At 55.1% G+C, this 26,776-nt stretch carries 26 protein-coding genes and 2 riboswitches; of the genes, 18 read left to right on the plus strand and 8 right to left on the minus strand.

Annotated features, from left to right (window positions below; genetic code table 11):
* Positions 1 to 5 precede the first annotated feature (5 nt).
* Entirely contained in the window at positions 6 to 1,091 is a 1,086-nt protein-coding gene (locus TH5_RS12210) for a sensor domain-containing diguanylate cyclase (RefSeq protein ID WP_114122104.1), read from the plus strand.
* Positions 1,092 to 1,133: 42 nt separating this feature from the next.
* Complete coding sequence (locus tag TH5_RS12215) at positions 1,134 to 2,216, plus strand: sensor domain-containing diguanylate cyclase (RefSeq protein ID WP_114122105.1); 1,083 nt, start codon at positions 1,134 to 1,136, stop codon at positions 2,214 to 2,216.
* Here the strand turns inward: TH5_RS12215 and TH5_RS12220 are convergent.
* Positions 2,206 to 2,823 carry a DUF4269 domain-containing protein gene (locus tag TH5_RS12220; protein WP_167443536.1) on the minus strand — a complete coding sequence of 206 codons (618 nt, stop codon included), beginning with the start codon at positions 2,821 to 2,823 and terminating at the stop codon, positions 2,206 to 2,208. The two genes, TH5_RS12215 and TH5_RS12220, sit on opposite strands and share 11 nt — an antisense overlap.
* Positions 2,824 to 2,949: 126 nt before the next feature.
* Between TH5_RS12220 and TH5_RS12225 the strand changes: the two genes are divergently transcribed.
* Positions 2,950 to 3,906, plus strand: a complete 957-nt coding sequence (locus TH5_RS12225) for an AEC family transporter (RefSeq protein ID WP_114111239.1) — start codon at positions 2,950 to 2,952, stop codon at positions 3,904 to 3,906.
* Positions 3,907 to 3,912: 6 nt separating this feature from the next.
* On the opposite strand, the gene TH5_RS12230 is transcribed toward TH5_RS12225, so the two are convergent.
* Together TH5_RS12230 and TH5_RS12235 are read right to left on the minus strand one after the other, a co-directional pair.
* The gene (locus tag TH5_RS12230; RefSeq protein ID WP_147250097.1) at positions 3,913 to 4,971 is read right to left on the minus strand and encodes a YHYH protein; all 1,059 of its coding nucleotides are present in this window, start codon (positions 4,969 to 4,971) and stop codon (positions 3,913 to 3,915) included.
* A gap of 104 nt (positions 4,972 to 5,075) precedes the next feature.
* Positions 5,076 to 6,929, minus strand: a complete 1,854-nt coding sequence (locus tag TH5_RS12235; protein ID WP_114122108.1) for an ABCB family ABC transporter ATP-binding protein/permease — start codon at positions 6,927 to 6,929, stop codon at positions 5,076 to 5,078.
* Between the two features lie 306 nt (positions 6,930 to 7,235).
* Here TH5_RS12235 and TH5_RS12240 point away from each other — a divergent pair, with 306 nt between their 5' ends.
* From TH5_RS12240 to TH5_RS12260, 5 genes are all read left to right on the plus strand, one after another.
* Positions 7,236 to 8,522 carry a glutamate-5-semialdehyde dehydrogenase gene (locus tag TH5_RS12240; protein ID WP_114122109.1) on the plus strand — a complete coding sequence of 429 codons (1,287 nt, stop codon included), beginning with the start codon at positions 7,236 to 7,238 and terminating at the stop codon, positions 8,520 to 8,522.
* Entirely contained in the window at positions 8,519 to 9,127 is a 609-nt protein-coding gene (locus TH5_RS12245) for a nicotinate-nucleotide adenylyltransferase (protein ID WP_062958771.1), read from the plus strand. The genes TH5_RS12240 and TH5_RS12245 overlap by 4 nt, the downstream gene beginning before the upstream one ends.
* A 54-nt stretch (positions 9,128 to 9,181) precedes the next feature.
* Positions 9,182 to 9,571: a ribosome silencing factor gene (gene rsfS, locus TH5_RS12250; RefSeq protein WP_062951594.1), complete on the plus strand. Its 390-nt coding sequence runs from the start codon at positions 9,182 to 9,184 to the stop codon at positions 9,569 to 9,571.
* A gap of 83 nt (positions 9,572 to 9,654) precedes the next feature.
* A complete protein-coding gene (rlmH, locus tag TH5_RS12255) occupies positions 9,655 to 10,113 on the plus strand; it encodes a 23S rRNA (pseudouridine(1915)-N(3))-methyltransferase RlmH (protein ID WP_114122110.1) in 459 nt (152 codons plus the stop codon).
* Positions 10,114 to 10,217: 104 nt separating this feature from the next.
* The gene (locus TH5_RS12260) at positions 10,218 to 10,874 is read left to right on the plus strand and encodes a flagellar biosynthesis protein (RefSeq protein WP_114122111.1); all 657 of its coding nucleotides are present in this window, start codon (positions 10,218 to 10,220) and stop codon (positions 10,872 to 10,874) included.
* 6 nt (positions 10,875 to 10,880) lie between these two features.
* On the opposite strand, the gene TH5_RS12265 is transcribed toward TH5_RS12260, so the two are convergent.
* Together TH5_RS12265 and TH5_RS12270 are read right to left on the minus strand one after the other, a co-directional pair.
* Positions 10,881 to 11,414, minus strand: coding sequence for a dihydrofolate reductase family protein (locus tag TH5_RS12265; RefSeq protein WP_114122147.1), 534 nt, complete (start codon positions 11,412 to 11,414; stop codon positions 10,881 to 10,883).
* 150 nt (positions 11,415 to 11,564) lie between these two features.
* Positions 11,565 to 12,980 (minus strand): L-serine ammonia-lyase, encoded by a 1,416-nt coding sequence (locus TH5_RS12270; RefSeq protein ID WP_114122112.1) that lies wholly within the window; start codon positions 12,978 to 12,980, stop codon positions 11,565 to 11,567.
* Positions 12,981 to 13,050: 70 nt separating this feature from the next.
* Positions 13,051 to 13,178, minus strand: a riboswitch (glycine riboswitch).
* 3 nt (positions 13,179 to 13,181) lie between these two features.
* Positions 13,182 to 13,281, minus strand: a riboswitch (glycine riboswitch).
* A 274-nt stretch (positions 13,282 to 13,555) separates the two neighbouring features.
* On the opposite strand from TH5_RS12270, the gene gpmI reads away from it, so the two are divergent.
* The 10 genes from gpmI (at position 13,556) to TH5_RS12320 (ending at position 23,847) form a co-directional block, all read left to right on the plus strand.
* Positions 13,556 to 15,148, plus strand: coding sequence for a 2,3-bisphosphoglycerate-independent phosphoglycerate mutase (gene gpmI / locus TH5_RS12275; protein ID WP_114122113.1), 1,593 nt, complete (start codon positions 13,556 to 13,558; stop codon positions 15,146 to 15,148).
* Positions 15,126 to 16,475: a murein hydrolase activator EnvC family protein gene (locus TH5_RS12280; protein ID WP_244204899.1), complete on the plus strand. Its 1,350-nt coding sequence runs from the start codon at positions 15,126 to 15,128 to the stop codon at positions 16,473 to 16,475. The genes gpmI and TH5_RS12280 overlap by 23 nt, the downstream gene beginning before the upstream one ends.
* The gene (locus tag TH5_RS12285) at positions 16,472 to 17,776 is read left to right on the plus strand and encodes a S41 family peptidase (protein WP_062951601.1); all 1,305 of its coding nucleotides are present in this window, start codon (positions 16,472 to 16,474) and stop codon (positions 17,774 to 17,776) included. The genes TH5_RS12280 and TH5_RS12285 overlap by 4 nt, the downstream gene beginning before the upstream one ends.
* Positions 17,777 to 17,877: 101 nt before the next feature.
* The gene (locus tag TH5_RS12290) at positions 17,878 to 19,344 is read left to right on the plus strand and encodes a divergent polysaccharide deacetylase family protein (protein ID WP_062958779.1); all 1,467 of its coding nucleotides are present in this window, start codon (positions 17,878 to 17,880) and stop codon (positions 19,342 to 19,344) included.
* Positions 19,345 to 19,382: 38 nt separating this feature from the next.
* The gene (locus tag TH5_RS12295; protein ID WP_114122114.1) at positions 19,383 to 19,958 is read left to right on the plus strand and encodes an RNA pyrophosphohydrolase; all 576 of its coding nucleotides are present in this window, start codon (positions 19,383 to 19,385) and stop codon (positions 19,956 to 19,958) included.
* 86 nt (positions 19,959 to 20,044) lie between these two features.
* Entirely contained in the window at positions 20,045 to 20,236 is a 192-nt protein-coding gene (locus tag TH5_RS12300; protein WP_062951603.1) for a hypothetical protein, read from the plus strand.
* Positions 20,237 to 20,301: 65 nt separating this feature from the next.
* On the plus strand, positions 20,302 to 21,108 hold the full coding sequence (locus TH5_RS12305; RefSeq protein ID WP_114122149.1) for a methyltransferase domain-containing protein: 807 nt from the start codon (positions 20,302 to 20,304) through the stop codon (positions 21,106 to 21,108).
* 44 nt (positions 21,109 to 21,152) lie between these two features.
* Complete coding sequence (locus tag TH5_RS12310) at positions 21,153 to 21,989, plus strand: alpha/beta fold hydrolase (protein ID WP_114122115.1); 837 nt, start codon at positions 21,153 to 21,155, stop codon at positions 21,987 to 21,989.
* 83 nt (positions 21,990 to 22,072) lie between these two features.
* Positions 22,073 to 22,762 (plus strand): hypothetical protein, encoded by a 690-nt coding sequence (locus TH5_RS12315; protein WP_147250098.1) that lies wholly within the window; start codon positions 22,073 to 22,075, stop codon positions 22,760 to 22,762.
* A gap of 110 nt (positions 22,763 to 22,872) precedes the next feature.
* A complete protein-coding gene (locus TH5_RS12320; protein WP_114122117.1) occupies positions 22,873 to 23,847 on the plus strand; it encodes a phytoene/squalene synthase family protein in 975 nt (324 codons plus the stop codon).
* 54 nt (positions 23,848 to 23,901) lie between these two features.
* Here TH5_RS12320 and TH5_RS12325 read toward each other — a convergent pair whose 3' ends face one another.
* The 3 genes from TH5_RS12325 to TH5_RS12335 all read right to left on the minus strand — a co-directional run bounded on the left by TH5_RS12325 (position 23,902) and on the right by TH5_RS12335 (position 26,610).
* Entirely contained in the window at positions 23,902 to 25,095 is a 1,194-nt protein-coding gene (locus TH5_RS12325; protein ID WP_114122118.1) for a phosphoglycerate kinase, read from the minus strand.
* 127 nt (positions 25,096 to 25,222) lie between these two features.
* Positions 25,223 to 26,068 carry a diaminopimelate epimerase gene (gene dapF / locus TH5_RS12330; RefSeq protein ID WP_114122119.1) on the minus strand — a complete coding sequence of 282 codons (846 nt, stop codon included), beginning with the start codon at positions 26,066 to 26,068 and terminating at the stop codon, positions 25,223 to 25,225.
* A gap of 50 nt (positions 26,069 to 26,118) precedes the next feature.
* Positions 26,119 to 26,610, minus strand: a complete 492-nt coding sequence (locus tag TH5_RS12335) for a hypothetical protein (protein WP_244204900.1) — start codon at positions 26,608 to 26,610, stop codon at positions 26,119 to 26,121.
* Positions 26,611 to 26,776: the final 166 nt, after the last annotated feature.

Genomic DNA, 26,776 nt, shown 5'->3' on the forward strand with positions numbered 1-26,776 from the left:
AAAGAATGGAACTTGCTCCAATACCGCATAACGAAGCCGAACGTCAGGCCGTCATTACGCGAATGCGCATCGCAACCTTTGATGCAGAACCGGAACTGGATCGTATCACGTCGCTTGCCAAGCGTATCTTTGACGTCAAATCGGCCACGGTGACGGTTCTGGACCATGACCGGCAGATTTTCAAATCACGGGCAAATTTCGAAAAACTCGAAAGCAGCCGTGATATTTCGTTCTGCGGACATGCAATCACCCAGACCGGACCAATGGTGATCAACGATGCGCGTGCCGACCAGCGATTTTGCGACAATCCGTTGGTGGCGTGCAACGAACCGATCATTTTTTACGCCGGAATGCCTGTGCATCATCACGAGGGTTATCCGATCGGAACGCTTTGCATCTTTGACAACAAACCGCGCGAGATGAGCGAACGCGATATCGATAACCTCAAGGACCTTGCCTATCTTGTCGAGATGGTTTTGCTGCTGCGGTTCGCGCAATTCAGCCAGAAACGCCTTTTGCAGAACCTTGATGATGCGGTGCGCCAAAGCATGATGGACCCGATGACCGGACTATGGAACCGGCGCGGACTTGACGAAATCCTTGATCGCGAGCTGGCGCCGGATGGCGCACCGGTCCCCGAACCCTGTGGCGTTCTGTTGTGCGATATCGATCACTTCAAAGCGGTCAACGATACGCACGGGCATCTAATCGGCGATGAGGTGATCATCAGCATTGCGGGAATGCTCAAAAATCATCTGCGGGAAAACGATATCATTGCCCGGGTCGGCGGCGAGGAATTTGTCTGTGTCATTCCCGGCATGACGCGTGACATGACACCGAAAATCGCCCAGAAACTTTGCGATATCCTGCGCAATACCCCGATTGAAACCAGCGAGGGTAAAACACTTGATCTAACAATCTCCATCGGGGCGACGTGGCTTTCGCCTGTTATGGGCCCGATCAACCGCAAGGCGGTTTTTGAAACGGCGGACGAGGCACTTTATAGCGCAAAATACAGCGGCCGTGACAGGGTTGTCTTCAATGCTGAACCGTTGAAAGACCGCACCAAAGGACTACTTGAACGACACTAGATTCTACCTAAAATAGATCAATGTCGTCACAGGAGATTCGGCTTGAAAGTTGCACCGATACCGGAAAACGAAAGCGAACGGCAGAAATCGCTTGAAAGCATGGGTATTCTGTCGACACCTCGCGACCCGGAGCTTGACCGGATCACGCGTCTGGCCGAACGCATTTTCAAGACCGAGTTTACGGCAATTTCGCTGCTTGATGGTGATCGGCAGTTTTTCAAATCCCGGGTCAATCTGAGCGCGTCCGAAACATCGCGCGATATTTCGTTCTGCGGTCATGCCATCATGCATGACGCGCCGCTTGTCGTTGGCAATGCAATCAATGACGAGCGTTTCAGCGACAATCCGCTGGTAGCGGGTGCCCCTCATATCCGGTCTTATGTCGGTGTTCCGCTTGCGAACGCGGAAGGTTTCAAGCTTGGCACGCTTTGCATTATCGATTCAAAAACACGCAATTTCTCAGATAGCGAAATCGAAACCCTGAAGGATCTGGCCCACTGGGTCGAAACCGTTCTGGCGCTGCGCTATACCGAACGCAGCCAGAAACAGCTTCTGGCCGACCTTGATGCCGCCCATCGCGACGTGATGATCGACAGCCTGACCGGGGTGTGGAACCGCCGCGGGCTTGAGGAATTGCTGGCGCGCGAAATGTCAAGTTCGCGGATAAAAGGGGGTTCGGCGGGTATCTTCATGCTCGATATCGACCATTTCAAAAAGGTCAATGACAGCTATGGCCATCTGATCGGTGACAAGGTGATACAAGAGATTGCCGCAATCATGTCATCCAGCCTGCGCGATCATGACATTGTCGGCCGGTTCGGTGGCGAGGAATTTGTCTGTATCCTGCCGGGGCTTCGCCTCGAACAGACCATGTATCTGGGTTACAAGCTGTGCGATACGGTGCGAGATCAATGCCGGGTCAGCGATATGAACGGCAATCCCGTTCCGATCACAGTCAGTGTCGGAGCGACTTGGATATCCAATGAATCAACGGGACAGTACGAGCCTCACGACATCCTTAGAATTGCCGACGAGGCCCTTTATGAGGCCAAGGAAAGCGGGCGTGATACCGTACGTTACCGCGCACTTGATTCATTTGGCAGTCTCGACGATCTTAAGGGTTGATCGCGGCCCTGACCCAATCCCGCAGGGCATCCGGCCCTAGGTCATATAATCCATCAAGCGCGATATAGGGATCCCCACCCAGCGTGAGCAGGCTGGCAAAGGCAGGCTCGGTTTTGACGCCTTCGCGTTTCAATTGCCGGATGTCTGATGCAAAACTCTCGCCCAGAAGGGCAACCACGCGCGCCTCGACCAGCATATGGCGAAAGCCGAACTGGCTTTGCGATGGTGTGCCGGTGGCAAAAATTTCGACCGGAAGATCACCCAGAACAAACCGCACGACAATAGCCGGACCGACATGCTGCGTCGCCGGACGGTGATGCAGCCCAAAACCATCAAGATGACCAAAGGCCGACTGTGCACGGGCTTCAAAACCGCCAAATCCCGGGCAATAGCAGAGAATGTCGATATCCGATCCGTCGATATCGAGATTGATCGGAAAAGTTCCGGCAACAATGGGATCAAACCCGGCAAGTCCGTCCCATACGCCATGCTGTATAAGCAGACGGGCGGCCTTTTGACCGCGCACGGAAACGGATTGCAGAACATCAAGACCACGAAAGGCGTCGGGCATCAGGCTTTTGGGCCAATCCATTACCGGTTGGTTCATTGATAAATCCATTCCATTTCTTGACCCGTCTGCCATTGCACGGGATATGTAATGAAATCAAATATTTTTGACGTATGAGCGATCTGTTGATCAGATACCCACGCCGATTTCGGGACATGCCATCACATGCTTGACGTTCTGGCTATCACCAGCCCCATCTTTCTGATCATCGCCTTGGGCTATTTCGCGGTCCGGCAAAATATCATATCGCAGGATGTGGCGCGCGGCATGGGCGCGTTCGTGATGAATTTTGCCCTGCCTGCCCTTCTGATCAAGACGCTATCGGGGCGCGAACCGGCCGAAATCATTCACGGCGAATTTCTGATCGCCTATGGCGGCGGGTCGCTGATCATGTTGACGCTGGGCATCGCCTATACACGCTTTATTGCGCGGAAATCCTTTGCCAATGCGACACTGCAGGGTCTTGGCATGTCCTTTTCCAATAGCGGTTTTATCGGTTATCCGGTGGCGGTACAGGTGCTTGGCCCACCGGCAGCAATCGCGCTTGCACTATGTGTGATGATCGAAACACTAGTAATGATGCCGCTTGTTCTTGTTCTTGGTGACAGTGCCAATAACAATGGCCACGGCCGCCTTCACGTTCTTGGCAATGCGATAAAAAGCCTTTGCAAGACACCAATCATCATTGCGATTTTTATTGGGCTTTGTCTTGCCCTTACAGGGATCAATCTGCCCGGTCCGGCCCTGAAGGCAATCGATATGCTGGCCATGGCATCCGGCCCGGTGGCCCTGTTTGTCATCGGTGCAGGACTGGTCGGGTTGAAGCTGAAAGGCATGCGGATTGACATGGCCCGCATTGTCTTCGGCAAGCTGGTCCTGCATCCGGTTGCCGTATTCACTCTGGTTTGGATACTGCCGCCAATGGAACCGGTTTTACAGATTGCGGCAGTCAGTTTCGCCTGTTCTCCGATGCTGAGCATCTACGCCATCTTTGGGCAACGTTATGGCCATGAAGGATTATGTGCCGCATCTCTCATGGTTGCGACATTGCTATCCTTCATCACCATTTCAACGGCACTTTGGCTTCTTGATATCACGCAGGTCTTCGGGCCAATGCCCTAAGTGGGCTTAACCACCCGGCCCGCGACCACCGTTACGGCCGAATGGCGGCGGAGGAGGACGATCCCCCGGAAAGCCTTTTGGCCCGCCAAAACCACCGCCGGGTCGTTGGCCGCCTGGTCCACCGCCCGGTCCAAGACCACCCGGCCCCCGGGCAAAGCTTGGATCGGATTGGCCCGCAAGAAAGCGCGGAATGAAAGGGAAGCTTTCCGTCACGAAATACGCATAGGTCCCGCCAGGATATTCAGGGGTAACGGTTTCACGACCATTGGCTTCGTCTAGGTCGCCAAGGCCGGGGATAAATTCATAATCCTCGCCAAAGGTGCCATCATAACTGCCACCCGGTCCGCCCGGACGCGCACCTTTTTTCACACGCCACGAACTACTCAGCGCCTTGATCCCAGCATCTGGTTTCGCAGGGTCGCGATAGCCAAACAGGGCGTAGATCGGAAACCCGTCAGCGGCAAAACCGATGCGAATTGAATGCTGTTCCGGTGACCAGCTTTTGATCAGGCCCTTTGGCATGCCGTGATAGTGATAGGTGCCGTCAGGCTGCACATGGGCGTTGTTTTCATCCAGACCAAGATCAAGGGTGGGCGATATCGCCTCGTACCGCCATCCGGATTGCCGATCACGTTGCCAGTATTCAGCGGTGAAGGGATCAAATGGTACCCCATTTACCGCAATCCCGAACAGACCGTGCGTGTTTGGCATAAACCGCCCGGTTCTTTGCGGATTGACCGACAGACGAAACTCAAGCGACTGCGCTTTTATGCTGTTGGGATTGTGACGATTGGGGAAGCTACCGGTCGCGTGATCCGGGATCGCGTTGGAGCGGATGTAACGATATTGCCCGTCTTCGCGGATATTGACCTCATTGCTGATCGCCCAGGCCTGCCGCACCGGGTTAAGCACCATGGCCGCGAGCGGCAACATGCCAAGCCCGACCAGTATATTACGGCGCATCCGGTCAATTTCGGGTGCGTGATTACCGCGATAAACGCCTTCATCCAGCTCATGATGGTGGTGATCATGCCCATCATGATCATGTTGGCCTTTTTGGGTCATTTCCTTCCCCCCCCCCCCTGTTTCTTCCCCCGACCGGACGGCTCCCAATGCCGTCCGGTTTTATAGTGGGGACTGAAACCGAAGGATTCCAGTAAAAAGACGTCCTAAGTGGTCGCTTCCCCGGCATGGGCAAGGATTTCTTCGGCCTCGCGGATTTCCTGCTGCTGGGCCCACATTTCGGCATAGAGGCCGTCCTGTGCCAGAAGGTCCTGATGGCGGCCGCGTTCGGCGACCTGCCCGTCACGCAGCACGATGATTTCATCGGCATCAATCACGGTCGAAAGCCTGTGCGCGATCACAAGCGTCGTATGCCCGCGCGACACATCGCGAAGGGCCTGCTGGATATCTTTTTCGGTGCGGGTATCAAGGGCCGATGTTGCCTCGTCAAAGATCATGACTTTCGGACGTTTCAGTAACATACGCGCAATCGACACACGCTGTTTTTCGCCGCCGGAAAGTTTAAGTCCGCGTTCACCCACCATGGTTTTAAAGCCCTGCGGCAGACCGGCGATGAAACCATCGATACTGGCGAGTTTGGCAGCATTGGTGATTTCTTCCTCGTCCGCACCGGGACGGCCATAGGCAATGTTATAGGCAATCGTATCGTTAAACAGGACCGTATCCTGCGGCACGATACCAATTGAGCGACGCAAGGATGTCTGCGACACATCACGGATATCCTGCCCGTCAATCGTGATCCGCCCGGATGAGACATCATAGAAACGGAACATCAGGCGGGTCAGAGTCGATTTGCCCGCCCCGCTTGGCCCGACAACGGCAACGGTTTTGCCCGCCGGGACATCGAAACTGACACCTTTCAGAATCTGACGATCAGGGTTATAGGCGAATTTGACATCCTCGAACCGGATTGCCGCCTCGCCACAAGCCAGTGCCGGTGCCCCGATCTTGTCTTCAACTTCCTTTTCGACGTCGAGTAACGAAAACATGCGTTCCATGTCAGTCAGCGATTGCTTGATCTGACGATAGACGAAGCCAAGGAAGTTGAGCGGCATGTAAAGCTGCAGCAGATAGGTATTAACCAGAACAAAATCGCCTACGGTCATATTGCCATCCTGAACACCCTTGGCCGCCAGAAGCATGTTCAGAACCAGACCGACCGCAATGATCGCACCCTGCCCGATATTGAGTTTGGACAGGGATTCCTGTGACTTCACCGCAGCCGTTTCATAGCCGCGCAGGGCGTTATCATAACGACGGGATTCGTGATCCTCGTTATTGAAATACTTGACCGTTTCGTAGTTGATCAGGCTGTCGATGGCCTTGGTGTTCGCTTCGTCATCGCGCTGGTTCATTTCGCGGCGGAACTTCATGCGCCATTCGGTGACGATCAGGGTGAACGCGATATAGATCACGATGGTGACAAACGTGATCAGCGCGAACCAGAAATCATAAAGCACCCACAGAATGCCCGACACCATGAAGATTTCAAGCAGGGTCGGCAGAATGTTAAACAGCATGAAGGACAAAAGGAATTCAATCCCCTTGACCCCGCGTTCAATGGCGCGCGAAAGACCGCCCATCTGACGATCCAGATGGAACCGCAGTGACAGGGCATGCAGATGTTCAAAAACGCCAAGGGCGGATGTCCGGATGGCGCGTTGTGCGACCTTGGCAAAGACGGCGTCGCGCAATTCCCCGAAGGCCGAAGATAAGACTCGCACAAGCCCGTAAGCGACGATCATCCCCACCGGAACCACTATGAGGGAAGTCGTGTCAGCACCTGCGGAACCGGCGCCGGCTTTTCCGCCACCAAGAGCATCAACCGCGTATTTATACAGAACCGGGACATAAACGTTGGCGATCTTCGCCCCGACCAGAAACAGCAGGGCGATAACCACACGGGTCTTGAGCTCGAACTCGCCACGCGGCCACAAATACGGCAAAAAAGTTTTAACAACACCAAATTCAGCGCGGGCTGATGGCTGGTTATCACCCATGTTTTTCAAGTTCTTATCCCCTGGTGGGTACCATGTGGCGTGTCCGACACAGCCCCGACTTTCTGATTGACGTCCCGCTTTCCCAAAACAACAGATGGCCCGTATTCAATGATTTGGCAAGCAAGCCGGACAAGAAAGCATGTCTTGCCGTCTACGGGATAGTTCGCAAAACATTGATTTATCGTTCCTAGATGATTGCAGTTGCGCGGTCAGAGGGATATTTTGTCAAATTGTCGATAAAATTACGATAAGCCCGCCCGGGAAATTCCGGCCCGCGGGACATCTTCAAGGAACGGAACCAGGACCATGACGGCACTTGCCAGCATCGAAAACCAGAACATCACAGCATTGATGCGCGACATGGGCATCAATGCCCGTGAAGCTTCGCTGAAACTGGCACAGGTCCCGTCCGAACCAAAAACCGCCGCCCTTAAGATAGCCGCACGCAAATTGCGCGAAAATGCCGATATCATTTTGGCCGCCAATGCGCGTGACATGGAAGCAGGTCGTGCCAAGGGCCTGACGCCCGCATTGCTGGACCGCCTTGCGCTTGATCCCGCACGTATCGAAAGCATGGCGTCCGGTGTCGAGGCGGTTGCGAACCTTGCCGATCCGGTGGGTCGCGAGCTTGCCCGCTGGAGCCCCGAGCGCAACGGTCTTGATATCGCACGCGTGTCCGTGCCGCTTGGCGTGATCGGCATCATTTATGAAAGCCGCCCGAATGTGACGGCCGATGCAGGTGCCATGTGCATCAAATCGGGCAATGCCGCAATCCTGCGCGGCGGTTCGGAAAGCTTCAATTCATCACGTGCGATTTTTGATTGCATGCTTGCAGGTATTCTTGATGCCGGTTTGCCTGAACACGCCCTTCAGATGATCCCGGTGACGGATCGCGCCGCCGTTGGCGAGATGCTGAAACTGTCCGATTACATCGATGTCATTGTCCCGCGCGGCGGCAAGTCGCTGATATCGCGGATTACCGATGAAAGCCGCATTCCGCTGTTCAAGCATCTGGAAGGGCTTTGCCATACCTATATCCATACCAGTGCGGACCAGTCCAAAGTCGTCGATATCGTCGTGAATGCCAAAATGCGCCGGACCGGCATTTGCGGTGCGACCGAAACCATCCTGATTGATCAGGCGGTTGCCGATGATCTGTTACCGAAAATTGCCGCCGCCCTTGCCGACAAGGGTTGCGAATTGCGCGGCGATGCCAGCGCGCAGAAAGCTGACAACCGCATCCTGCCCGCAACGGACGAGGATTGGGTCACCGAGTATCTTGATGCGATTGTATCGATCAAGGTCATCAATGGCGTCGATGAGGCGGTCAACCATATCAACACATATGGATCACATCACACCGACGCCATTTTGGCCGAGGATGCCGATGCGACCGCGATCTTCCTGAACGGTATTGATTCCGGCATCGTGATCGTCAACGCATCGACCCAGTTTGCCGATGGCGGCGAATTTGGCATGGGGGCTGAAATCGGCATTTCGACGGGTAAACTGCATGCACGTGGCCCCGTCGGAGTCGAACAGCTGACCAGCTATAAATACATCGTGCGCGGCACCGGCCAGACCCGCCCATGAGCTTTTCGACGCCCAGAAGTCATAGTGCCCCACCCCGCGTCGGATTGCTGGGCGGATCATTCAATCCGGCGCATGAAGGGCATCTGCATATATCGCTCGAAGCGTTGAAAAGCCTGCGTCTTGATGCGGTCTGGTGGCTGGTGTCGCCGCAAAACCCACTCAAGCCCACGCAGGGCATGGCAGACCTTGCCGACCGCTTCGATTCGGCACTGATGATGGCAAAGCATCCCCGCATTGTTGTTTCTGCAATTGAATCAGAACTTGGAACCCGCTATACGGCCGACACTCTCGCAGCCTTGCAGCGTCGTTTTACCCGAACGCGGTTCGTATGGCTGATGGGGGCGGACAATCTGGCCCAGTTTCATAAATGGAAATGGTGGGACAGGTTGATTTTGCGCGCTCCCATTGCGGTCCTTGACCGTGAGGGGTATTCTAACAAGGCATTGTCCGGGACGGCAGCCAAGCGTATGGAACGCTGGCGCATCCCATCGGACAGGGCGGGTTTGCTGGCCGATCTCGATGTTCCGGCCTGGGTTTACCTGCCAATAAAGCGCCATCCGGCCTCTTCGACCGCAATCCGCGCCGAAGGCAGATGGCAGGTTTGACCGGCGGGAATTTCCCGAATCCGAAACGGATTGGGCTTTCTCGCGTAAATTGAGGTGGCGACCATAGGTACCGCAAAAAAGACTCTGACCCCGGGCGAGCTCCTTGCCCTTATTCAGAGCACGCTCGAAGACGACAAGGCCGAAGACCTTGTCACCATTGATCTGACCGATAAAACCTCCCTTGCCGATCATATGATCATTGCAACCGGCTCATCCTCCAGACGGGTGGCGTCGATGGCAGAACATATTGTCGAAAAGCTGAAAGATGCCGGCCAGGGCCGAGCAATGGCTGAAGGCAAGGAGCAGGGTGACTGGGTGCTGGTTGATGCCGGTGATGTCATCGTTCATCTGTTCCGCCCGGAAGTTCGCGCGTTCTACAACATCGAACAGATGTGGGGCGTTGAGAACCCGGCGCTTAAACAGCAGGCGGCGCGGCTGTATTAATACAGTCCGCCCCGGTTTGCCCTGACCACCGCGGGGATTGGCCATCGGTGCCCCCCAAGGCGGGCCGGAACCGGATCGGAAAGATGCAAATTACCCTTGCTGCAGTGGGCCGAATAAAGAACGGCCCCGAAAAAGATCTTTTTGACCATTACGCAGCGCGCCTGCGCTGGCCCTTTGCCGTGCGGGAAGTCGAAGAAAAGAAAAAACTTCCGCCCAATCAGCTTAAAGACCGCGAGGCAGAGCTTTTGCTGGGCGTTATTCCCGATAATGCCTTTCTGATCGCGCTTGATGAGCGCGGGCGCGAATACGGTTCCATCGATTTTGCGACAAAGCTTGAAGGCTGGATCGATCAGTATGCCGGAAACATTGCCTTTGCCATTGGCGGGGCCGACGGGCATGGGGACGCCATCAAATCGCGCGCCAATACGCTTTGGTCTCTTGGCAAGGCGACATGGCCACATATGCTGGTGCGCGCCCTGATTGCCGAACAGCTTTTCCGCGCCCACGCCATCCAGACCAATCATCCCTATCACCGGGAATAACCTCCAAAATCACCAAAAGCATCGTTTCCCCCCCACTCTTGGATAAGTTGTTTCAAAATTTGTCCGTGAGTATTCCTTTATCTGTTTGAGAAGGGGAATTAACGATGCAAACCAGGTACTTAAAGATCGCTGCCATTATCGGCCTGGCGATGCTTACCGGCGCGTGCGCAGCTTCGCGTAGCGTTGTCGAAATTCAGGAACCAGCCAAAATCGAAAACCCGGCGACCGGTCCAGCCGTCAAAATCGTTTCGGTCGAAGACAAACGCCAGTTCGAGATTGATCCATCCACGCCAGACATTCCGTCACTGTCGAATGACGAAATTGATGATGTCACCTTTACGTCGCGTGCCTATGCCCGCAAACGCAATGGTTACGGAATGGCGATGGGGGATGTTTTGCTCCCCGAAGGTAAAACCGTTGCCGAAGCCGTCAACAAGGCAATTTCAAACGGCTTTAAACAGGCTGGCTACCGCGTCCTCGAACCCGGTGACGCCGAATATGACGACGCGGATGCCGTGGACGCCGACCTGATCAAGTTCTGGTCATGGTTTGAACCCGGTTTCTGGCAGGTCACGGTGCATAACAAGTCGGAAGTGACATTGAAGGGCACCGAGTTGAACAAGGGCGAACCGATTACGGTCATCGACAGCTATCAGGAAAAAATGCAGATGGTCCTCGACAGCGACTGGCAAAGCAATGCTGTTAACGCCCTTCGCGAACTTTCGTCAAAGATTGCCGAAAAGCTGGAAACCTTGAAGTAACCAGCCTTAGCGCAAATCATACTGCATGCGCACAACACCGGATTTGTAATGTTCAGATGCCACCAATTTCGGTGTTGTGCCCGCAGCGTCCCGGCCAAACAGTCGAATGCCATCGCCCAGAATTTCCGGGATGATGAACATTTCAAGCTGATCGACAAGCCCGCCAAACAGGAATTGGGTCACGACACTGGCCCCGCCGACGATCCAGACATCGCCAGTGTCGGACCTGTCGTCGCGAAGCTGTGTTGCCAGTTCGACAAGGCTACCACCATAGGCCTCGGTATTGGCCGGACGGTTATCGGGTAAATCACGAGATGTCAGAACAATCGTGCGACGGTCTTCATATGGCCACTCGCCAAATTCCATCACCTGATCAAAGGTTTTCCGTCCAATGATCAGAGTTCCCACGGTGCCCAGAAAGCCCTCGAAATCAAACTCCGCCGGATCGAAATCATCGAGCCAGTCAACTGCACCATTGGTACGTGCGATATAGCCATCCAGACTGACCGCAATATAGATACGGAACAGTTTCTTTTTCATGCTTTGCCCAACCTGTTCGGGGTCTTTGCCCCGTTTCTGATTATTCAATGATATCAGAATGCAGGGTCAAGGTGGCAAGAATCGGGCCGGATGCAAAACACCCCCGAAACAATGGCTTCGGGGGTGTTTGAGAACACTTTTGCAGGCTGCTCAGCATTCAACGACGTTGACATTGACCGCAAGCCCACCCTGGCTGGTCTCCTTGTATTTGCTTTGCATATCAATGCCGGTCTGGCGCATGGTTTCGATCACCTTGTCGAGTGACACGGTATGCTGGCCGTCACCACGCATCGCCAGACGGGCGGCATTGATCGCCTTGACCGCCCCCATGGTGTTGCGCTCAATGCAGGGCACCTGCACCAGACCGCCAATCGGATCACAGGTCAGGCCAAGGTTATGTTCCATGCCAATCTCGGCGGCGTTTTCAACCTGTTCGGGCGTGCCGCCCATGACCGCACAAAGCGCCCCTGCTGCCATCGAACAGGCGACACCGACCTCACCCTGACAACCGACTTCGGCCGCCGAGATCGACGCACGCTTTTTATAGATCGAACCAATGGCCGCCGCTGTTAACAGGAATTCGCGTATTTTGCCCTGCGTGACATTGGCCCCGAACCGTTCGTAATAGCGCAGAACGGCGGGAATCACGCCTGCCGCCCCATTGGTCGGGGCCGTAACCACCCGCGAACCGGCAGCATTTTCCTCGTTCACGGCAAGGGCATAAAGATTGACCCAGTCGATCACGGTCAACGGGTCCTTAAGTCCGGCTTCAGGCCGTTCGGTCAGTTCAAGATATAGCTTCCGCGCGCGCCGTTTGACATTCAGCCCACCGGGCAGAATCCCATCGGTTTTGCAGCCCCGTTCAATACAATCCATCATCGCGCGATGCACACGGTCCACGAATTCCTCGGTCTCGGCGGGTTCGCGCCAGCTTTTCTCGTTTTCGGCCATGACTTCGGCAATCGACAGCTTTTCCTGTTTGCAGATCGCCATCAATTCATCGGCCGACGAAAAAGCATAAGGCAGCGTGATGTTATCGCCGGAATATTCCGCTCCACGATCATCACCCGATACAATAAACCCACCCCCGACCGAAAAATATTCCTGTTTGTGCAAAACAACACCATCATGGTCGAAGGCAGTGATGCGCATACCATTGGGGTGTTCGGGCAGGCTTTCGGCCATGTGAAACACAAGGTTGGTATCGCGGTTAAACGCAACCGGATGCCGACCGTAAAGCTGTAATTCGCGGTCCCTGTCAATCGCATCCATCGTCGGCGCGATCCGGTCAGGATCAACCGAACGCGGTCGTTCCCCCGAAAGCCCCATGATCACTGCGGTATCGGTGGCATGGCCCTTGCCGGTCAAGGCAAGCGATCCGTAAAGATCAACAATTACCGAGCCGATTTTTTCAAGCAGATTGCGGGCTTCAAGTTCCAGACAGAAACGATAGCCCGCCCGCATCGGGCCGACCGTATGCGAGCTCGATGGCCCGATGCCGATGGTATAGAGATCGACAACGGAAAGGTTAACGTCTTGCGGACGTTGATTTTTTTCTTCGGTCAAAAGGGCCTCCCACGGCTCTTTGTCATGCGAAACAATGCCGCACGACGTTATAGAACCGGTGTCTTGCCCCCTCTGTCCCTTGACCTGAGATTGTGCGCCTTGCCGCCAAAAACAAACAAGTCTTTGACGCCATGGCTTCATCCTTCGGTGGAAAGATGATGCAGGGCTTTGGCCCCGTACCGCTTTCTCTCTCCAGAGCCTCAATCCGCAACGGTCCATCTGCCTGAGAGTTTTCGGGGCTATTGCTCCTTCGGCGCCGATTTGATCGCGGGATCAAATCGGGCTCTCCCATCGCGGTTATTCGAGGTATCACCGTTGCAGGCCAGATTACAGGCAGGTGGCAAGCCTTGTCAAAAAGCAGCTTTGCAACCGCACAAAAAATACCCGGCCGGAAGGCTGTTCAATGCCCCCATTCATGATAGATTGCGCGTTGAAAATGCTTTGATTGACAGCGTCTGATGGCGGACCCACCGCGCCCGGCGTCATTGTACGGATGGTGAAATTACCGGAAAATAACCATCTTTACCGGTAATTCAGCCTTTTACCTTATTTCGTGTACCTTACTTCGTGGGATTATGATTGTGACTGTATCAAATACCGTAAAGCGCCCGCGTCCGGTGGTGCTGTGCATTCTGGATGGCTGGGGATATCGCGAGGAAAGCAAGGACAATGCGGTTGCATTGGCCAATACCCCTGTTTGGGACGCGCTTTATGCCAATAATCCGACCGGTTTTTTGAAGGCTTGTGGTCTGGATGTCGGCCTGCCCGAAGGACAGATGGGCAATTCGGAAGTCGGCCATATGAATCTGGGTGCAGGCCGGGTTGTGATGCAGGAACTGCCGAAAATTGACGACGCGGTCAAAACCGGTTCGATCGCAGAAACCGACACGGTCAAAAAAGTCATCGCCAAACTCAAAGAAAGCGGTGGTGTTTGCCATATCGCGGGACTTCTGTCCGAAGGCGGTGTGCATTCCCATCAGGCTCATATGGCAGCCCTTGCCAAAATCATCGCATCAGCCGGTGTGCCGGTAAAAATCCACGCCTATCTGGATGGCCGTGATACCGCGCCCAAAAGTGCCGCTAAATTCCTTGAAAAATTCCGTGCGCTGATTGGCGATGCCAATGTTGAAATCGTGACCGTTACCGGGCGCTATTACGCGATGGACCGCGATAATCGCTGGGAACGTGTCAGCCAGGCCTATTTCACGATGGTGCAGGGTAAAAACTACACCGATGGCCGTACCGCCGAAAGTGCCGAAGCTGCGATCAAGGCAGCCTATGATGCCGACACCACGGATGAATTCGTTCTGCCGACCGTAATCGGTAATTATGACGGCATGAAAGACGGCGACGGGCTTTTGATGACCAATTTCCGAGCCGACCGCGCGCGTGAAATTCTGGCCGCCATCTGCGCACCGGACTTTGACGGGTTTGACCGTGGCACCCCGATCAAATTTGCCGTACAGGCCGGCATGGTCGAATATTCATCTGACCACGCGAAATATATGGATGCGATCTATCCGCCGCAGGTGTTGCCAAATATCTTTGGCGAAGTTGTTTCCAGGGCGGGCATGAAACAGTTGCGCATTGCGGAAACCGAAAAATATCCGCATGTATCCTTCTTCTTTAACGGCGGTGAAGAACAGGTTTTCGAGGGCGAAGACCGTATTCTGGTACCCTCGCCCAAGGTTGCGACCTATGACCTGCAACCGGAAATGTCGGCCCCGGAAGTGGCCGAAAAGTTGGTGGCTGCGATCAGCGCAGAAACCTATGACGCGATCATTCTGAACTTTGCCAATCCCGACATGGTCGGCCATAGCGGCATTCTTTCAGCCGCCATGAAAGCCGCCGAAGCAGTTGACACCTGCCTTGGGCAGGTTGTCGATGCGGTTAAATCGGTAGGCGGCGTGATGTTCGTTACCGCTGATCACGGGAACTGTGAGATGATGGTCGATCCGGAAACCGGTGAACCGCACACCGCACATACACTTAATCTGGTCCCGACCATACTGGTAAACGGGCCGGAAGGTGTCACTCTGGAAAATGGCCGACTTGCCGATGTGGCACCAACGTTGCTTCAGCTTCTTGGCCTGCCGCAGCCAAAGGAAATGACCGGCAAACCGTTGATCAAGGGCTTGAAAGGGAATGATGCGCTTCTTGCGAGCTGATCTGCGTTCCAATACCGCCCTGCCTGCGCTGGCTGTGATTGCAGCCATGATTGCGGGCGGGGCTGCGCCTTCTTTTGCCCAATCGCTGCGCAAAGTGGACAGCCAGCTTGATAAACTTGAAAGCCAGTTGTCCGAACAACAGAAACAGGAAGAATTCCTGTCACGCAAATCACGCGAGCTTTGGACCGAGGAACAGGCGCTTCAATCCGAGGCCATTTCGGTCGCCAGAAGGGCCCAGCGCCTTGAAACAAAGCTGACCGAGCTTGAAGACCAGCTTGCCAAACTTGAAATCCGCGAAAAGCGCGCTGCCACCAGCCTTGAAGACAAAGCCGGGCAATATGCCCGCATTCTGATGGCGCTGCAGCGGCTGTCGACCACCCCACCCGAAGCCGTGATCGCCCTTCCGACCAGCCCGCAGGATACGTTGCGGTCAGCCATCCTGTTAAAGGCCGCCCTGCCGGGCGTCGAGCAGCATGCACGCGATCTGCGGGCCGAACTTGAAGAAATCGGCACCCTTCGCGAAGATATCCGTTCACGGCGCAGCGAAATGGCATCCGCCACCGAAGAATTACAGGCAGAACGCCAGTCACTGGCCTCCCTGCTTAACGAAAAGCGCAAACTGCGTTCGGAAACCGAGGCTGAGGCCAAAATGGCATCGCGCGCCGTCAATGAATTGGCGACCGAGGCAAAATCACTTGGCGATCTTCTGGAAAGCCTGAAAAATCGGGCAGAAGGCGTTCCCGAACCCCGCATGAAACCGGAACGCCAGATTGCCAAACGCGAAGAGCCCAAACCTGCCCCGCCCCCATCGACCATTGCCAGAAACGAGCCACCCGCCCCGCCTACCGACAAGACGGCCCCGGCAAGCAAACCTTCAAACGCCGCCGATGAAGAAATGGCTGTTGGCAGTTCGATCACGTTGGCACACGGACAATTGCGTATGCCAGCAAGCGGGAAGGTCGTTACACTGTTTGGCGAACGGTCGCGCGGACCGGACGGATTGGCGGTTACACATTCCAAGGGGATCGAGATCGACACGCGCCCGAACGCGCAAGTCGTATCACCCTTTGACGGCAAAGTTGTATTCGCCGGGCCCTTCCGTGGCTATGGCCGCCTCTTGATTATCGAACATGGCGAAGGATACCATAGTCTTATCGCCGGTTTTGATCGGCTCGACAGTGTGGTAGGACAGTATTTGTTGGCGGGCGAACCTGTTGGAATAATGGGTGAAATATCGCCTAAACTCTATCTGGAGATGCGCCATGACGGCGAAGCGGTCAATCCGCTTCCCTGGCTGGCCTCGAAAAACGGCAAGGTAAGTGGATGAAAACCTCTCGATTGGCAGTATTCGCACTCGCTACCGGCATGACTTTGGGCCTTGCTTCGCCCGCGCTGGCGCAATCTTCACCAACAACGTCGGCCGAAACCTATCGGCTGCTAAACCTGTTTGGCGATGTGTTTGAACAAGTGAAATCGAAATATGTCGAAGAAGTCGATGACAAACAGCTTATTGAAGCTGCGATCAACGGCATGCTCACATCGCTTGATCCACATTCCTCATATCTGAATATGGATAATTTCGAGGAAATGCAGGTTGATACCCGCGGCGAATTTGGCGGGCTTGGCATCGAAGTCACGATGGAAGAAGGCTTTGTCAAAGTCATTTCCCCGATTTATGACACGCCAGCCGAAAAAGCCGGTTTGCAGCCGGGCGATTACATCACCCATATCGACGGCACACCGATCCGTGGCCTTGGCCTGAACGAAGCGGTCGAGATGATGCGCGGCAAGGTCAATACCGATATCCGCCTGACCATCATGCGCAAGGGCGAAGCCGCACCGTTTGACGTGACGCTGACCCGGGCCGTAATCAAAATCCAGTCGGTCCGCTCCGAAGCGAAGGACGATGTCGGGTATATCCGCATCACCAAATTCAACGAACAAACCTATAGTGGCCTGCAACGTGCGATCACCGATATGCGCGATCAGATCGGTCCGGAAATGAAGGGCCTTGTGATTGATCTGCGTAACAATCCCGGTGGATTGCTTGATCAGGCGATTTCGGTTTCGGACGCGTTCCTGGACAAGGGTGAAATCGTATCAACCCGTCCGCGCGATACCGAAAACACCGAACGTTACAACGCCCGTCCGGGTGATCTTGCCGACGGACTTCCGATGATTGTACTGGTCAATGATGGTTCGGCATCCGCATCGGAAATCGTTGCCGGTGCCCTTCAGGATCACCGCCGGGCGGTCATCATGGGAACGCGCAGCTTTGGCAAGGGATCGGTTCAGACCATCCTGCCGATGCCGGGCAACGTGGCACTTCGTCTGACCACAGCGCGCTATTACACGCCGTCGGGTAAGTCGATCCAGGAAGTCGGCATTGTGCCTGACATCATCGTACCGCAAGCACGTGTAGAGAGCATCGAAGCCGCCCAGCGCCGATCCGAAGCCGACCTTAACGGTGCCTTGCGCAACGAGGACGAAACCATCAGCAATGCCGAAAGCGATGCAAATGATCGCCGCAGTGCCGCCGAGGAAATCGCGCTGGAGGATTATCAGCTGTCACGTGCACTTGACATGATCCGGGGCATTGCCCTGTTCGCACCCCGCCCGCAAGGGTGAGGTGCGAACCGAATACCGAAAGAGACTGACCTTTCGTGATCAGGAAACTCATAAAATCCTTGCGGTTTGGCCGAAAGAAGGAACGGGATCCTCTCGATGACATGGGCGATGAAGAAACAGATGATGTTTCAAACACCCTGTCTGACGAGGATCTTCCCTTTAACGAGCTGCCGATTGAGGTCCAGTGGGAACGCCTGCCCAAGCGTCCGCCATCGCGGCGCTGGTGGTTGTCCAAGCTCCTGATCATTGCCCTGTTTCTAAGCCCCATCGGGGCCGCGGCAATTGGCCTGATCCCGATCCTTGATCCAGAAACCGGATGGCGGCTGTTCCATCTGGGCAGTCCGAAAACAATCGCTGCTGTTCCCGGTTCCGAACGCGAACTTCAGGAAGAAATCGCCAAGGGCGTGCGTGACGTTGAAGAACGCACCCGTGCCGAGCAGGAGGCCCTTGCCAATGCCGGCACCAACCAGTCCGGCGAACCGCAAAATGCAGAAGACATTGCCAAACAGCTTGAAGGCGTTGCCGATCTGGTTGGAACACCGGGACAGGATGGCACGACCGACGGCAGCACAACACCGACCCCCGAAGAACTTGCCGCCCTTGCCGAGGAAGGCGCACTTGATCAGCCCATAGAGCCAGATCCCTTGCGCCCGGCCCCCATTCCCGGTCTGGATGAGGAAGGCAGCTTTGGCCGCATTCCGCGAATTGCCGATGATGGCACGACACCGTTTGATGCTTATAAACGCCCGTTTGACGTGGTTGAAGGCCAACCCTATGTCGGTATCATTGTAACCGGTATCGGCTTGAATAGTGACAGAACACAGGCCGCAATCGAAGATTTGCCGCTGAACATTTCGCTGGCGCTGTCACCCTATTCGAACAATCTGCCCGAGGTCGCGGCCAATGCACGGGCGATGGGTCACGAAGTATTCTTGCAGTTGCCGATGGAGCCAATCGACTTCCCGCTGTCCGATCCCGGTCCGCGTGCGCTTCTGACGAGCCTTCCGGAAGGTGAAAACCTTGTCAGGCTGGAATGGTTGCTGGCGCGATTCCCCGGCTATGCTGGTGTGGTCAGTTATCTTGGATCAAAGTTTGGCAGCCTTGACAGTGCCATCCGCCCGGTTATCGAGTTCATCGACCGGACGGGCCTGATGTATGTTGAAGGCACGAATTCAGGATCGATCAGTCTTGGCGCACAACTGGCATCGAATGCCGACACCCCGAATGCCATAGGCAATATCATGATCGACGAAATACCAAGCCGACGGCAAATTGACGCCCGCCTGAACGATCTGGTTGAGCAGGCAAAAAGCAATGGTGTCGCCATCGGGATCGCGCAATCCTATCCGGTCACCATTCAGCGCCTTCGCAACTGGTCGGCACGGCTTGCGCGTCAAGGGGTTCAGCTTGCACCGGTTTCGGCCCTTGCAAAGATGCAGGTCACACCGCAATCTGCGGTCGAGGCGGAAGCCGCCCGGCGTGAAGCGGCACTGGCCGAAGAACGTGCGCAGCAGAATGCCGCCCCGGAAGATACCGGCGACGGCGCAAATGAAACAATCGAGAATTGACAGCATAGCTGACGCGTAAACGCGGACAGGGGGTAAAAATGGCCAAGAAATCAGGTAGCAAGTCGAAGAAAGCTGCCAAGCCGGACAAGGATCAGCCGATCGAAAGTACCGGCGGAGCTGGCCTGACAGCGGAAGATTTACCTTATCGTCCATGCGTCGGGATTGCGCTGTTCAATGATGATGGACAGGTCTGGATCGGCAACCGGATCGGATTTGAAGGAGCATGGCAATTGCCGCAGGGCGGCATCGACGACGGCGAAACTGCAGAACAGGCCGCACGGCGCGAGCTGTCTGAGGAAATCGGAACCGACAGGGCAGACATCATTGCCGAAACCCCCGACTGGCTCACCTATGACCTGCCCGACCATCTGATCGGCAAGGCATTTGGAGGCAAATATCGTGGCCAGAAACAGAAATGGTTCGCCATGCGCTTTACCGGCAAGGAAAAACATATCAAAATCGATGCGCCTCATCCCGAATTCGACGCGTGGCGCTGGACCGATTTCGGAACTTTGCCCGATCTGATCGTGCCGTTCAAAAGACCGGTTTATTTGCAACTGGTCGAAATCTTTCGTGATGTACCTCAAAGAATTCGAAATTCGGGGACGGCATAAGACGCCACGTTATTTCTTGATCACTGCGCGCAAAGCGCTAGATTGCAGAAAATCAAGATACATCAGAAGTTTAGAGGAGTTCTAAGATGGGTGCAGATCGCTTGATCTTCGGTGTTCTGACGATCGTGGTAGGTCTTTTTGGCCTGTTCTATGCCTCGGGTTCGCTTGACGGCTACTCGTATTTTGTGGGTCTGGCACTATTCATCGGCGCGGTGCTGTTCATGTTCCAGTTGATCAAGGGACATTATGACCAGCAGGAAAAGGACTCCCATAAGTAACGCCGAAACGGTTCGCATCGCCTTAAAGGTTTTCTTTCAGGACCATGCGCGGTATGGATCAGGGTATGACCAATACACACTGGGATCCCGTTCGCTACGGCCTGTTTGGCGATGAACGCCGCCGCCCGGCCAAAGATCTGATCGCCCGCCTGCCCAAGCCGGCGGATGGCTTTGTACCGCGTCACATTGTCGACCTTGGCTGCGGACCGGGTTCAATCACCGCATTGCTAGATCAGGCGTATCGGACACCAGAAAATCCCGATGTCCGTATTGTCGGGATTGATTCATCATCGGAAATGCTCGAAACCGCCAGCACACGCGGTGAAAATATAGAATGGCAACAGGCTGATATCGCGCAATGGGAGCCTGACGAGCCAATCGATATCCTGTTTTCCAATGCCGCCCTGCAATGGGTTCCCGAACATGCAAAACTGTTCCCGCGGCTGACACGATTTTTACGGCCCGGCGGCTTGTTGGCCATTCAGGTGCCGAACAATTTCCTGGCCCCCAGTCATCAGCTGATTGGCGAAGCCGGAATTGAATGGCGCGACGCCGTTGCCGAAGCAACCCAGCAAATCCGGATCATGCGGCCAGGCGACTATTTCGATGTTCTTTCCCCGGACTGTGATGCCATTGATCTTTGGCAGACCCAGTATTGCCATGTCTTGCATAGTGAAGACCCTGTGTTTGACTGGACCTCGTCAACCGCCTTGCGACCGGTTCTGGCCGCCCTGCCCGACGATAATGCGCGCGCCGCATTTTGCGAAAAATACAAAACCCGCTTGAAACAGGTCTATCCCCCGCGTGAAGATGGCATCACCCTGTTTCCGTTCAACCGGTTATTCATGATAGCCCGCAAACGCGACGCATAAGTCCGACACGCCGTTTTATTGGCGGGCATCCGAAGGAGCAATCCATGCCCGCCTTTCGTGATCATTTTATTCCCTGCTGCGGTTATGAAGTTCATGTCCGGACATGGGGCACACCGGATAAACCGGCCCTTGTCATGAGCCACGGTCTGGCGCGGCTGGCCGATGATTTCGATGATGTCGCCCCACATTTCACTGATTCCTATTTCGTCCTGTGCCCATCCATGATCGGACGCGGGCTTTCCGGGTGGGCCAGGAATCCCGACAGCGAATATACCCTGCCTTTCTACGTCGCACAGACGTTTGAAATGCTTGAATATTTCAAAATTTCAAGCTGCAAATGGATCGGCACGTCGATGGGCGGGCTGATCGGGCTTGCCGTTACAGCCGAAGCTGCCGGATGGATCGAAAAGCTGGTTTTAAACGATATCGGCCCGGAACTTGATCCGACCGCCGTTGCCCGCATCAAGTCATATGTCGGCACAACGCCCGAGTTCGAAACAATTCATGATGTGGAGGAAATCGTCAAACTGGTCTATGCGCCGTTCGGGATCACTGACGAAGCCACATGGTCATTTATTTCTGCGCGTTCCGTCCGGCGCATGCCCAACGGAAATTTCATGATGCATTACGATCCCGAAGTGATGCGCGTTTTTGCCGAACATATTGATTCCTTTGATGCCTGGGATCAATTCAACGCCCTTCCATGCCCCGTAATGCTGATCAGTGGTGCGAAATCTGATCTGATCCCGCCCGTTATCGTAGAAAAAATGCGGGAACAAAAACCGGAAATGCCAGTTTTAATAGTGGCAAATTGTGGTCACGCACCCCACTTGAATGACGAGGAACAGATAAAAGCCATCAAGGCGTTCCTCACCGACTGATAAAGCCGGGACCGGAAACATCCAGTATTTGTTCGCACAAGGGGATGTGCATCAACTGGGATCAGGCTGTCGGGATACGAGGCATGAATGTATCACGTCCAATAATGTGGCCGATTGCAAGCCTTGCAATTGCTGTGATGGCAAGCGGGTTTTCGCAAACGGCCCAAGCACAGTCGACACTAACTGCCACGCCAGATGGAACCGGTGTATCGATTGGCTTGCCCAAAATCGATGGCTCCCCCAATTCGCTGGTTCCCGGTATTTTACCGCCCGCATCCCCGGGTGGCATGCGCAACTATTTTTCCACGCGAGGCAATCGCGGGATCGTGCTGGGCAATCCCGCCAGCGATTCCGAGGGTGACCAGTCCCTTTTCTGGCTTGAAATGGACAGCCAGCCCACATCAAGCAACGGTATTGCCGCCCAGATTGGAATCGGTTTTGCGCCACGTCCCGATCTTGGCTTTGCCTTCGGTCCGGTTTTCGAATTGAATGGCCCGATTGGGCAAAGTGCCAGCATCGGATCGGGCAATGATTACGATGTGACACCAACGCATCGTCCCGGTGGCGTGTACAGTCAGAACTTTTCAAGCAATCCTGCGGGAACAGATGATGCAGGCATTGCGGCAAGCCTGTCCTACATGCCGTTCCAGGATATCTGGATCGGATTGCACGGCCGTGTAACCAGCGACCTTTCATCAGGCCCCAATGCAGCAGAACCAGACCGGTTCGATGCAATGCTTGGCCTGACGGCGGGTTATCGTCTGGAATTCTGAGCCCGCTTTGAACCAATCCTGCACGCGATGCTCAATTACCCTTTTGTCAGCCCGAACGAGGCTGTATGACTCCTAGGGTCAGGACTCATTAGGGAAAGACGACGCGAAGCATGACCACCACGCCAGCACCGATAGACGGGCCGAATGCCGACGCCTTTTCCGCCTGCAACGACCTTGCCGCAGCCAAAAATGCCAATCTGTATCGTGCGGCCATGCGCCTTGGTCCGGAACGGCAACGTTTCTTTCTGGCCGCCTATGCGTCGATGCGGGTGATTGATGATATCGTCGATGACGGGTTCCTTGAACTGACCGATCATGAACGGGACTATGCCCGCGAAGATACCCTGATCGCGATTGACCAGTGGCAGCAACAAATCGAAGCAGCCAAGAAGGATAACGACAATCCCCATCCCGAAAGCGGCCCGCTCAACCAGCGGGTTTTCGATGCCCTGCGTCTGACACTGGGACGCAGCGACCTGGAAGTTGATCCGTGGGTTGATCTGGCCGATGCATTGCGCCGCGATGTTGCCGAAGACCCGATGGATGAATGGGACGATTTCATTGCCTATTGCGAGGGGGCAACGGCGGCCCCGGCATCGATTTTTGTCTATCTGCTCTCGGCACGATTCGATAACGAGATCGGATATACATCGCCCCTGACCAATCCGCCGCTCTATCACGCGCGCGACATGGCAATTTTCTGTTATGTGGTGCATATCCTGCGTGACCTGCCCGACGATATCAAAGGTCCCGACAGGCTGGTGACGATACCGGCCGAAATCCTGATTGCCGCCGATATAACGCTTGGCGAAATCCGAAATGCCATCGGGCAGAAGAAATATGATGATCTGGATCGGTTGGGCACCATCCTTCTGGAACGCGCGTGGGAACATTTTGAAACCGGACAGGCCCGGTCGGCTGAACTTCTGGCAATCCTTGACCCGGAAGAAACCGATACCCTGTCACGCCTGTTTGCCGTCTATATCGAACTGGCCAGTGCAATGATGGATAATGGTTATGCAGCCTTCCTGAAAGATCGCGATACAATCATCGCCCAAACAGCAAACAACAGCCTGCCCGGATAACAAAAGCCCCGCCAATCGGCGGGGTTTTGCATTTAAGAACCGGCAGATTGCGGATCAGTCACGCAGGGCAGCAACCCCCGGCAGCTCTTTACCTTCAAGCCATTCGAGGAAGGCACCGCCCGCCGTCGAGACATAGGAGAAATCCTGATCGGCATCGGCATGACGAAGGGCCGCAACCGTATCCCCACCACCCGCAACCGACAAAAGTTTGCCAGCCTTGGTCAGTTTCGCCGCCTGCTGTGCAACGGAAACCGTCGCCGTATCGAACGGTGCGATTTCAAACGCCCCCAGCGGACCATTCCAGACCAGCGTTTCGCAAGTCTCAAGGCGCTTGTTCAGATCGACAATGGTTTTCGGCCCGGCATCAAGGATCATGCCATCGGCTTCGACATTATTGATGTCGGAAACCGTGTGATCGGCATGCGCTTTAAATTCCTTGGCGACCAGACCATCAACCGGCAAAACGATTTCACAATTGGCGGCTTCGGCCTTGGCAAAGATTTCGCGCGCGGTTTCCAGAAGGTCATGCTCGCACAGCGATTTGCCAACATTGACACCCTTGGCCGCAAGGAAGGTATTGGCCATGCCACCGCCAATAACCAGCTGATCAACCTTGGCAACCAGATTGCCCAGAAGGTCCAGCTTGGTTGAAATCTTGGCACCGCCAACGATTGCCATCACCGGATGTTTCGGTGCTTCAAGCGCATTGCCAAGAGCTTCGAGTTCGGCCTGCATCAGACGACCGGCATAGGCCGGAAGCTTGCGCGCCAGTCCCTCGGTCGAGGCGTGCGCACGGTGCGCGCAGGAAAAGGCATCATTGACGTAAATATCGCCAAGCTTCGCCAGTTCAGCAACAAAGGCCGGGTCATTCTTTTCTTCTGCCGCGTGATAGCGAAGGTTTTCCAGAACCGCAATTTCGCCGTCCTTAAGGCTGTTCACCACGTCTGCCGCCGCTACACCAATGCAGTCATCGGCAAATTTCACCGGACGACCAAGCTGTTTGGCAAGAGCATCGGCAACCGGCTTAAGCGACATTTCGGCAACGCGTTCGCCCTTGGGGCGGCCAAAATGGGTAATCACAACCAGTTTCGCACCGGCATCTGCCAGTTCGATCAGCCCCGGAACCGTACGTTCGATGCGGGTGGTATCACCCACAACGCCGTCTTTCATCGGAACGTTAAGATCAGCGCGCAGCAAAACGCGCTTGCCAGCGACATTGACACCGTCAAGCGTATTGAAGTCAGCCATTATCTGAACCTGCTTTTGAGTTTAACAAAAGACGGGAGGGGGCGTCCCGACATGGGGTGAACGGAGAACCCGTTCATAACGACACCGACCCGTCATGTTGCTCACGGGGTCGGCACCATAAATCCAATCAATGCTGTCCCAGAAGGGATCCGTGCAAAAAGCCCGAGAAGCTGGTCGCAACCGGCCCGGTCATCAGGACATGGTCATCGGGCAGCCATTCGATGGTCAGCGGACCGCCATCCAGAATGATTTCAGTTTTCCGGCCCGTCAAACCACGGCGCGCAGCCGCAACACCGGCAGCACAGGCACCCGTGCCACATGCGCGCGTCACACCGACACCGCGTTCCCATACCCGCATGCGAATCCGGTTTTCGCTGATGATGCTGCACACCTCGATATTGGCTCGTTCGGGGAACATTTCGTGATGTTCAAGGACGGGTCCAAGCTTTTCGATATCAATCGACTCGGCATCGTCGACAAAGAACACTGCGTGCGGATTGCCGACATTAACACCGACCGCATCCGACAGGCCGCCCAGGGACAACGGAATATGGTTGGTATCGACCGCCTGACCCAGCGGGATATCGCGCCAGTCCAGCCTGACCTGCCCCATATCAACGGTGACACGGCCATCGGCCAGTCCATTGGCATCAAGCAAGCCAACAACGGTTTCAATAATGACATCCTTGCGGCCAAGTTCGCCCATGACAATGTTGGCGACACAGCGCGTGGCGTTGCCGCAGGCCTCGACCTCACCGCCGTCATTATTGCGAATGCGCATGAAGGCATCGGCAAGCTCGTCACGCGCCGGTTCGATCACGATCAACTGGTCGCAACCGACTCCGGTCTTGCGATCTGCGATACGGGCCGCGGTCGCGTTATCAAGATCAAGCACAGCGGGATCGCGTCGTCCGTCAAAGACAACGAAATCATTTCCCAGACCATGCATTTTGACAAAAGGAATACCGTTCATAACCGCCTTATAACGGTGTCAGCGGATGCCGTCCACCAAAGTCAGCGCCATCAATGCTGGGCTGCCGGGGCACAATAACGGATTTTACGCGGCACAAAGCCCGCCCCGCTGAAATAGTCACGCAGGCGTTCTTCCATTTCACCGACCGAAACATGAACCGCGGCACAGTGATGGCCCATTACCAGCCGGTTCATCGCATTGCGCATGGCATCAAGCACATAAGGCCGTGAAACAATTTCGACGGCCATGATGTTGTCGACATGCAGGACAAGTCCCTCGGCAATGTCGTCGCGCACCTGATAGGAAAACAGACCGTGGATATAGCCCCGTTCATTGGCGATCACGATGATGCCGCGTGGACGCTGCCACAGGATATCGTCGCATCCCGCACCGATCACGCTGTTGCCGCGATCCGTGCAGAATTCGGCAACAAACTCGCGCCAGCGTTCCACCGTAAGGCCGGTTTGCATCATCTGCACGAGCGGAAAGGTCATATCCGCTGTGTGATGTGTTAAGGGCCGTGCCTGATAGGTTGTTGACATGATTGCTGCTCTTCCCGGGGAATTTTGGCGATCATGCAGCAAAGAATTCGCATTCACCTTGACCTGTATCAACACCTTTGCAGACCCGAACGCGCATAAACACACTTAGCAATCAATTGTCCCGCAACGCGGGCGAGCTTTGCCTGAAGATTGAAAGACACGGGGC

The sequence above is a fragment of the Thalassospira xianhensis MCCC 1A02616 genome, assembly GCF_003326475.1.
Lineage (GTDB): Bacteria > Pseudomonadota > Alphaproteobacteria > Rhodospirillales > Thalassospiraceae > Thalassospira > Thalassospira xianhensis.

Excerpts from the sequence above, each read along its gene's own strand:
- TH5_RS12280 (WP_244204899.1), top strand. The coding sequence starts at position 15,126 with ATGATGCGCTTCTTGCGAGCTGATCTGCGTTCCAATACCGCCCTGCCT.
- TH5_RS12300 (WP_062951603.1), top strand. The coding sequence starts at position 20,045 with ATGGGTGCAGATCGCTTGATCTTCGGTGTTCTGACGATCGTGGTAGGT.
- TH5_RS12305 (WP_114122149.1), top strand. The coding sequence starts at position 20,302 with ATGACCAATACACACTGGGATCCCGTTCGCTACGGCCTGTTTGGCGAT.
- TH5_RS12225 (WP_114111239.1), top strand. The coding sequence starts at position 2,950 with ATGCTTGACGTTCTGGCTATCACCAGCCCCATCTTTCTGATCATCGCC.
- TH5_RS12240 (WP_114122109.1), top strand. The coding sequence starts at position 7,236 with ATGACGGCACTTGCCAGCATCGAAAACCAGAACATCACAGCATTGATG.
- TH5_RS12265 (WP_114122147.1), bottom strand. The coding sequence starts at position 11,414 with ATGAAAAAGAAACTGTTCCGTATCTATATTGCGGTCAGTCTGGATGGC.
- gpmI (WP_114122113.1), top strand. The coding sequence starts at position 13,556 with ATGATTGTGACTGTATCAAATACCGTAAAGCGCCCGCGTCCGGTGGTG.
- TH5_RS12320 (WP_114122117.1), top strand. The coding sequence starts at position 22,873 with ATGACCACCACGCCAGCACCGATAGACGGGCCGAATGCCGACGCCTTT.
- TH5_RS12220 (WP_167443536.1), bottom strand. The coding sequence starts at position 2,823 with ATGAACCAACCGGTAATGGATTGGCCCAAAAGCCTGATGCCCGACGCC.
- TH5_RS12310 (WP_114122115.1), top strand. The coding sequence starts at position 21,153 with ATGCCCGCCTTTCGTGATCATTTTATTCCCTGCTGCGGTTATGAAGTT.
- TH5_RS12335 (WP_244204900.1), bottom strand. The coding sequence starts at position 26,610 with ATGTCAACAACCTATCAGGCACGGCCCTTAACACATCACACAGCGGAT.
- TH5_RS12285 (WP_062951601.1), top strand. The coding sequence starts at position 16,472 with ATGAAAACCTCTCGATTGGCAGTATTCGCACTCGCTACCGGCATGACT.
- TH5_RS12260 (WP_114122111.1), top strand. The coding sequence starts at position 10,218 with ATGCAAACCAGGTACTTAAAGATCGCTGCCATTATCGGCCTGGCGATG.
- TH5_RS12245 (WP_062958771.1), top strand. The coding sequence starts at position 8,519 with ATGAGCTTTTCGACGCCCAGAAGTCATAGTGCCCCACCCCGCGTCGGA.
- TH5_RS12210 (WP_114122104.1), top strand. The coding sequence starts at position 6 with ATGGAACTTGCTCCAATACCGCATAACGAAGCCGAACGTCAGGCCGTC.
- TH5_RS12235 (WP_114122108.1), bottom strand. The coding sequence starts at position 6,929 with ATGGGTGATAACCAGCCATCAGCCCGCGCTGAATTTGGTGTTGTTAAA.
- TH5_RS12295 (WP_114122114.1), top strand. The coding sequence starts at position 19,383 with ATGGCCAAGAAATCAGGTAGCAAGTCGAAGAAAGCTGCCAAGCCGGAC.
- dapF (WP_114122119.1), bottom strand. The coding sequence starts at position 26,068 with ATGAACGGTATTCCTTTTGTCAAAATGCATGGTCTGGGAAATGATTTC.
- rlmH (WP_114122110.1), top strand. The coding sequence starts at position 9,655 with ATGCAAATTACCCTTGCTGCAGTGGGCCGAATAAAGAACGGCCCCGAA.
- TH5_RS12230 (WP_147250097.1), bottom strand. The coding sequence starts at position 4,971 with ATGACCCAAAAAGGCCAACATGATCATGATGGGCATGATCACCACCAT.
- TH5_RS12290 (WP_062958779.1), top strand. The coding sequence starts at position 17,878 with ATGGGCGATGAAGAAACAGATGATGTTTCAAACACCCTGTCTGACGAG.
- TH5_RS12315 (WP_147250098.1), top strand. The coding sequence starts at position 22,073 with ATGAATGTATCACGTCCAATAATGTGGCCGATTGCAAGCCTTGCAATT.
- TH5_RS12325 (WP_114122118.1), bottom strand. The coding sequence starts at position 25,095 with ATGGCTGACTTCAATACGCTTGACGGTGTCAATGTCGCTGGCAAGCGC.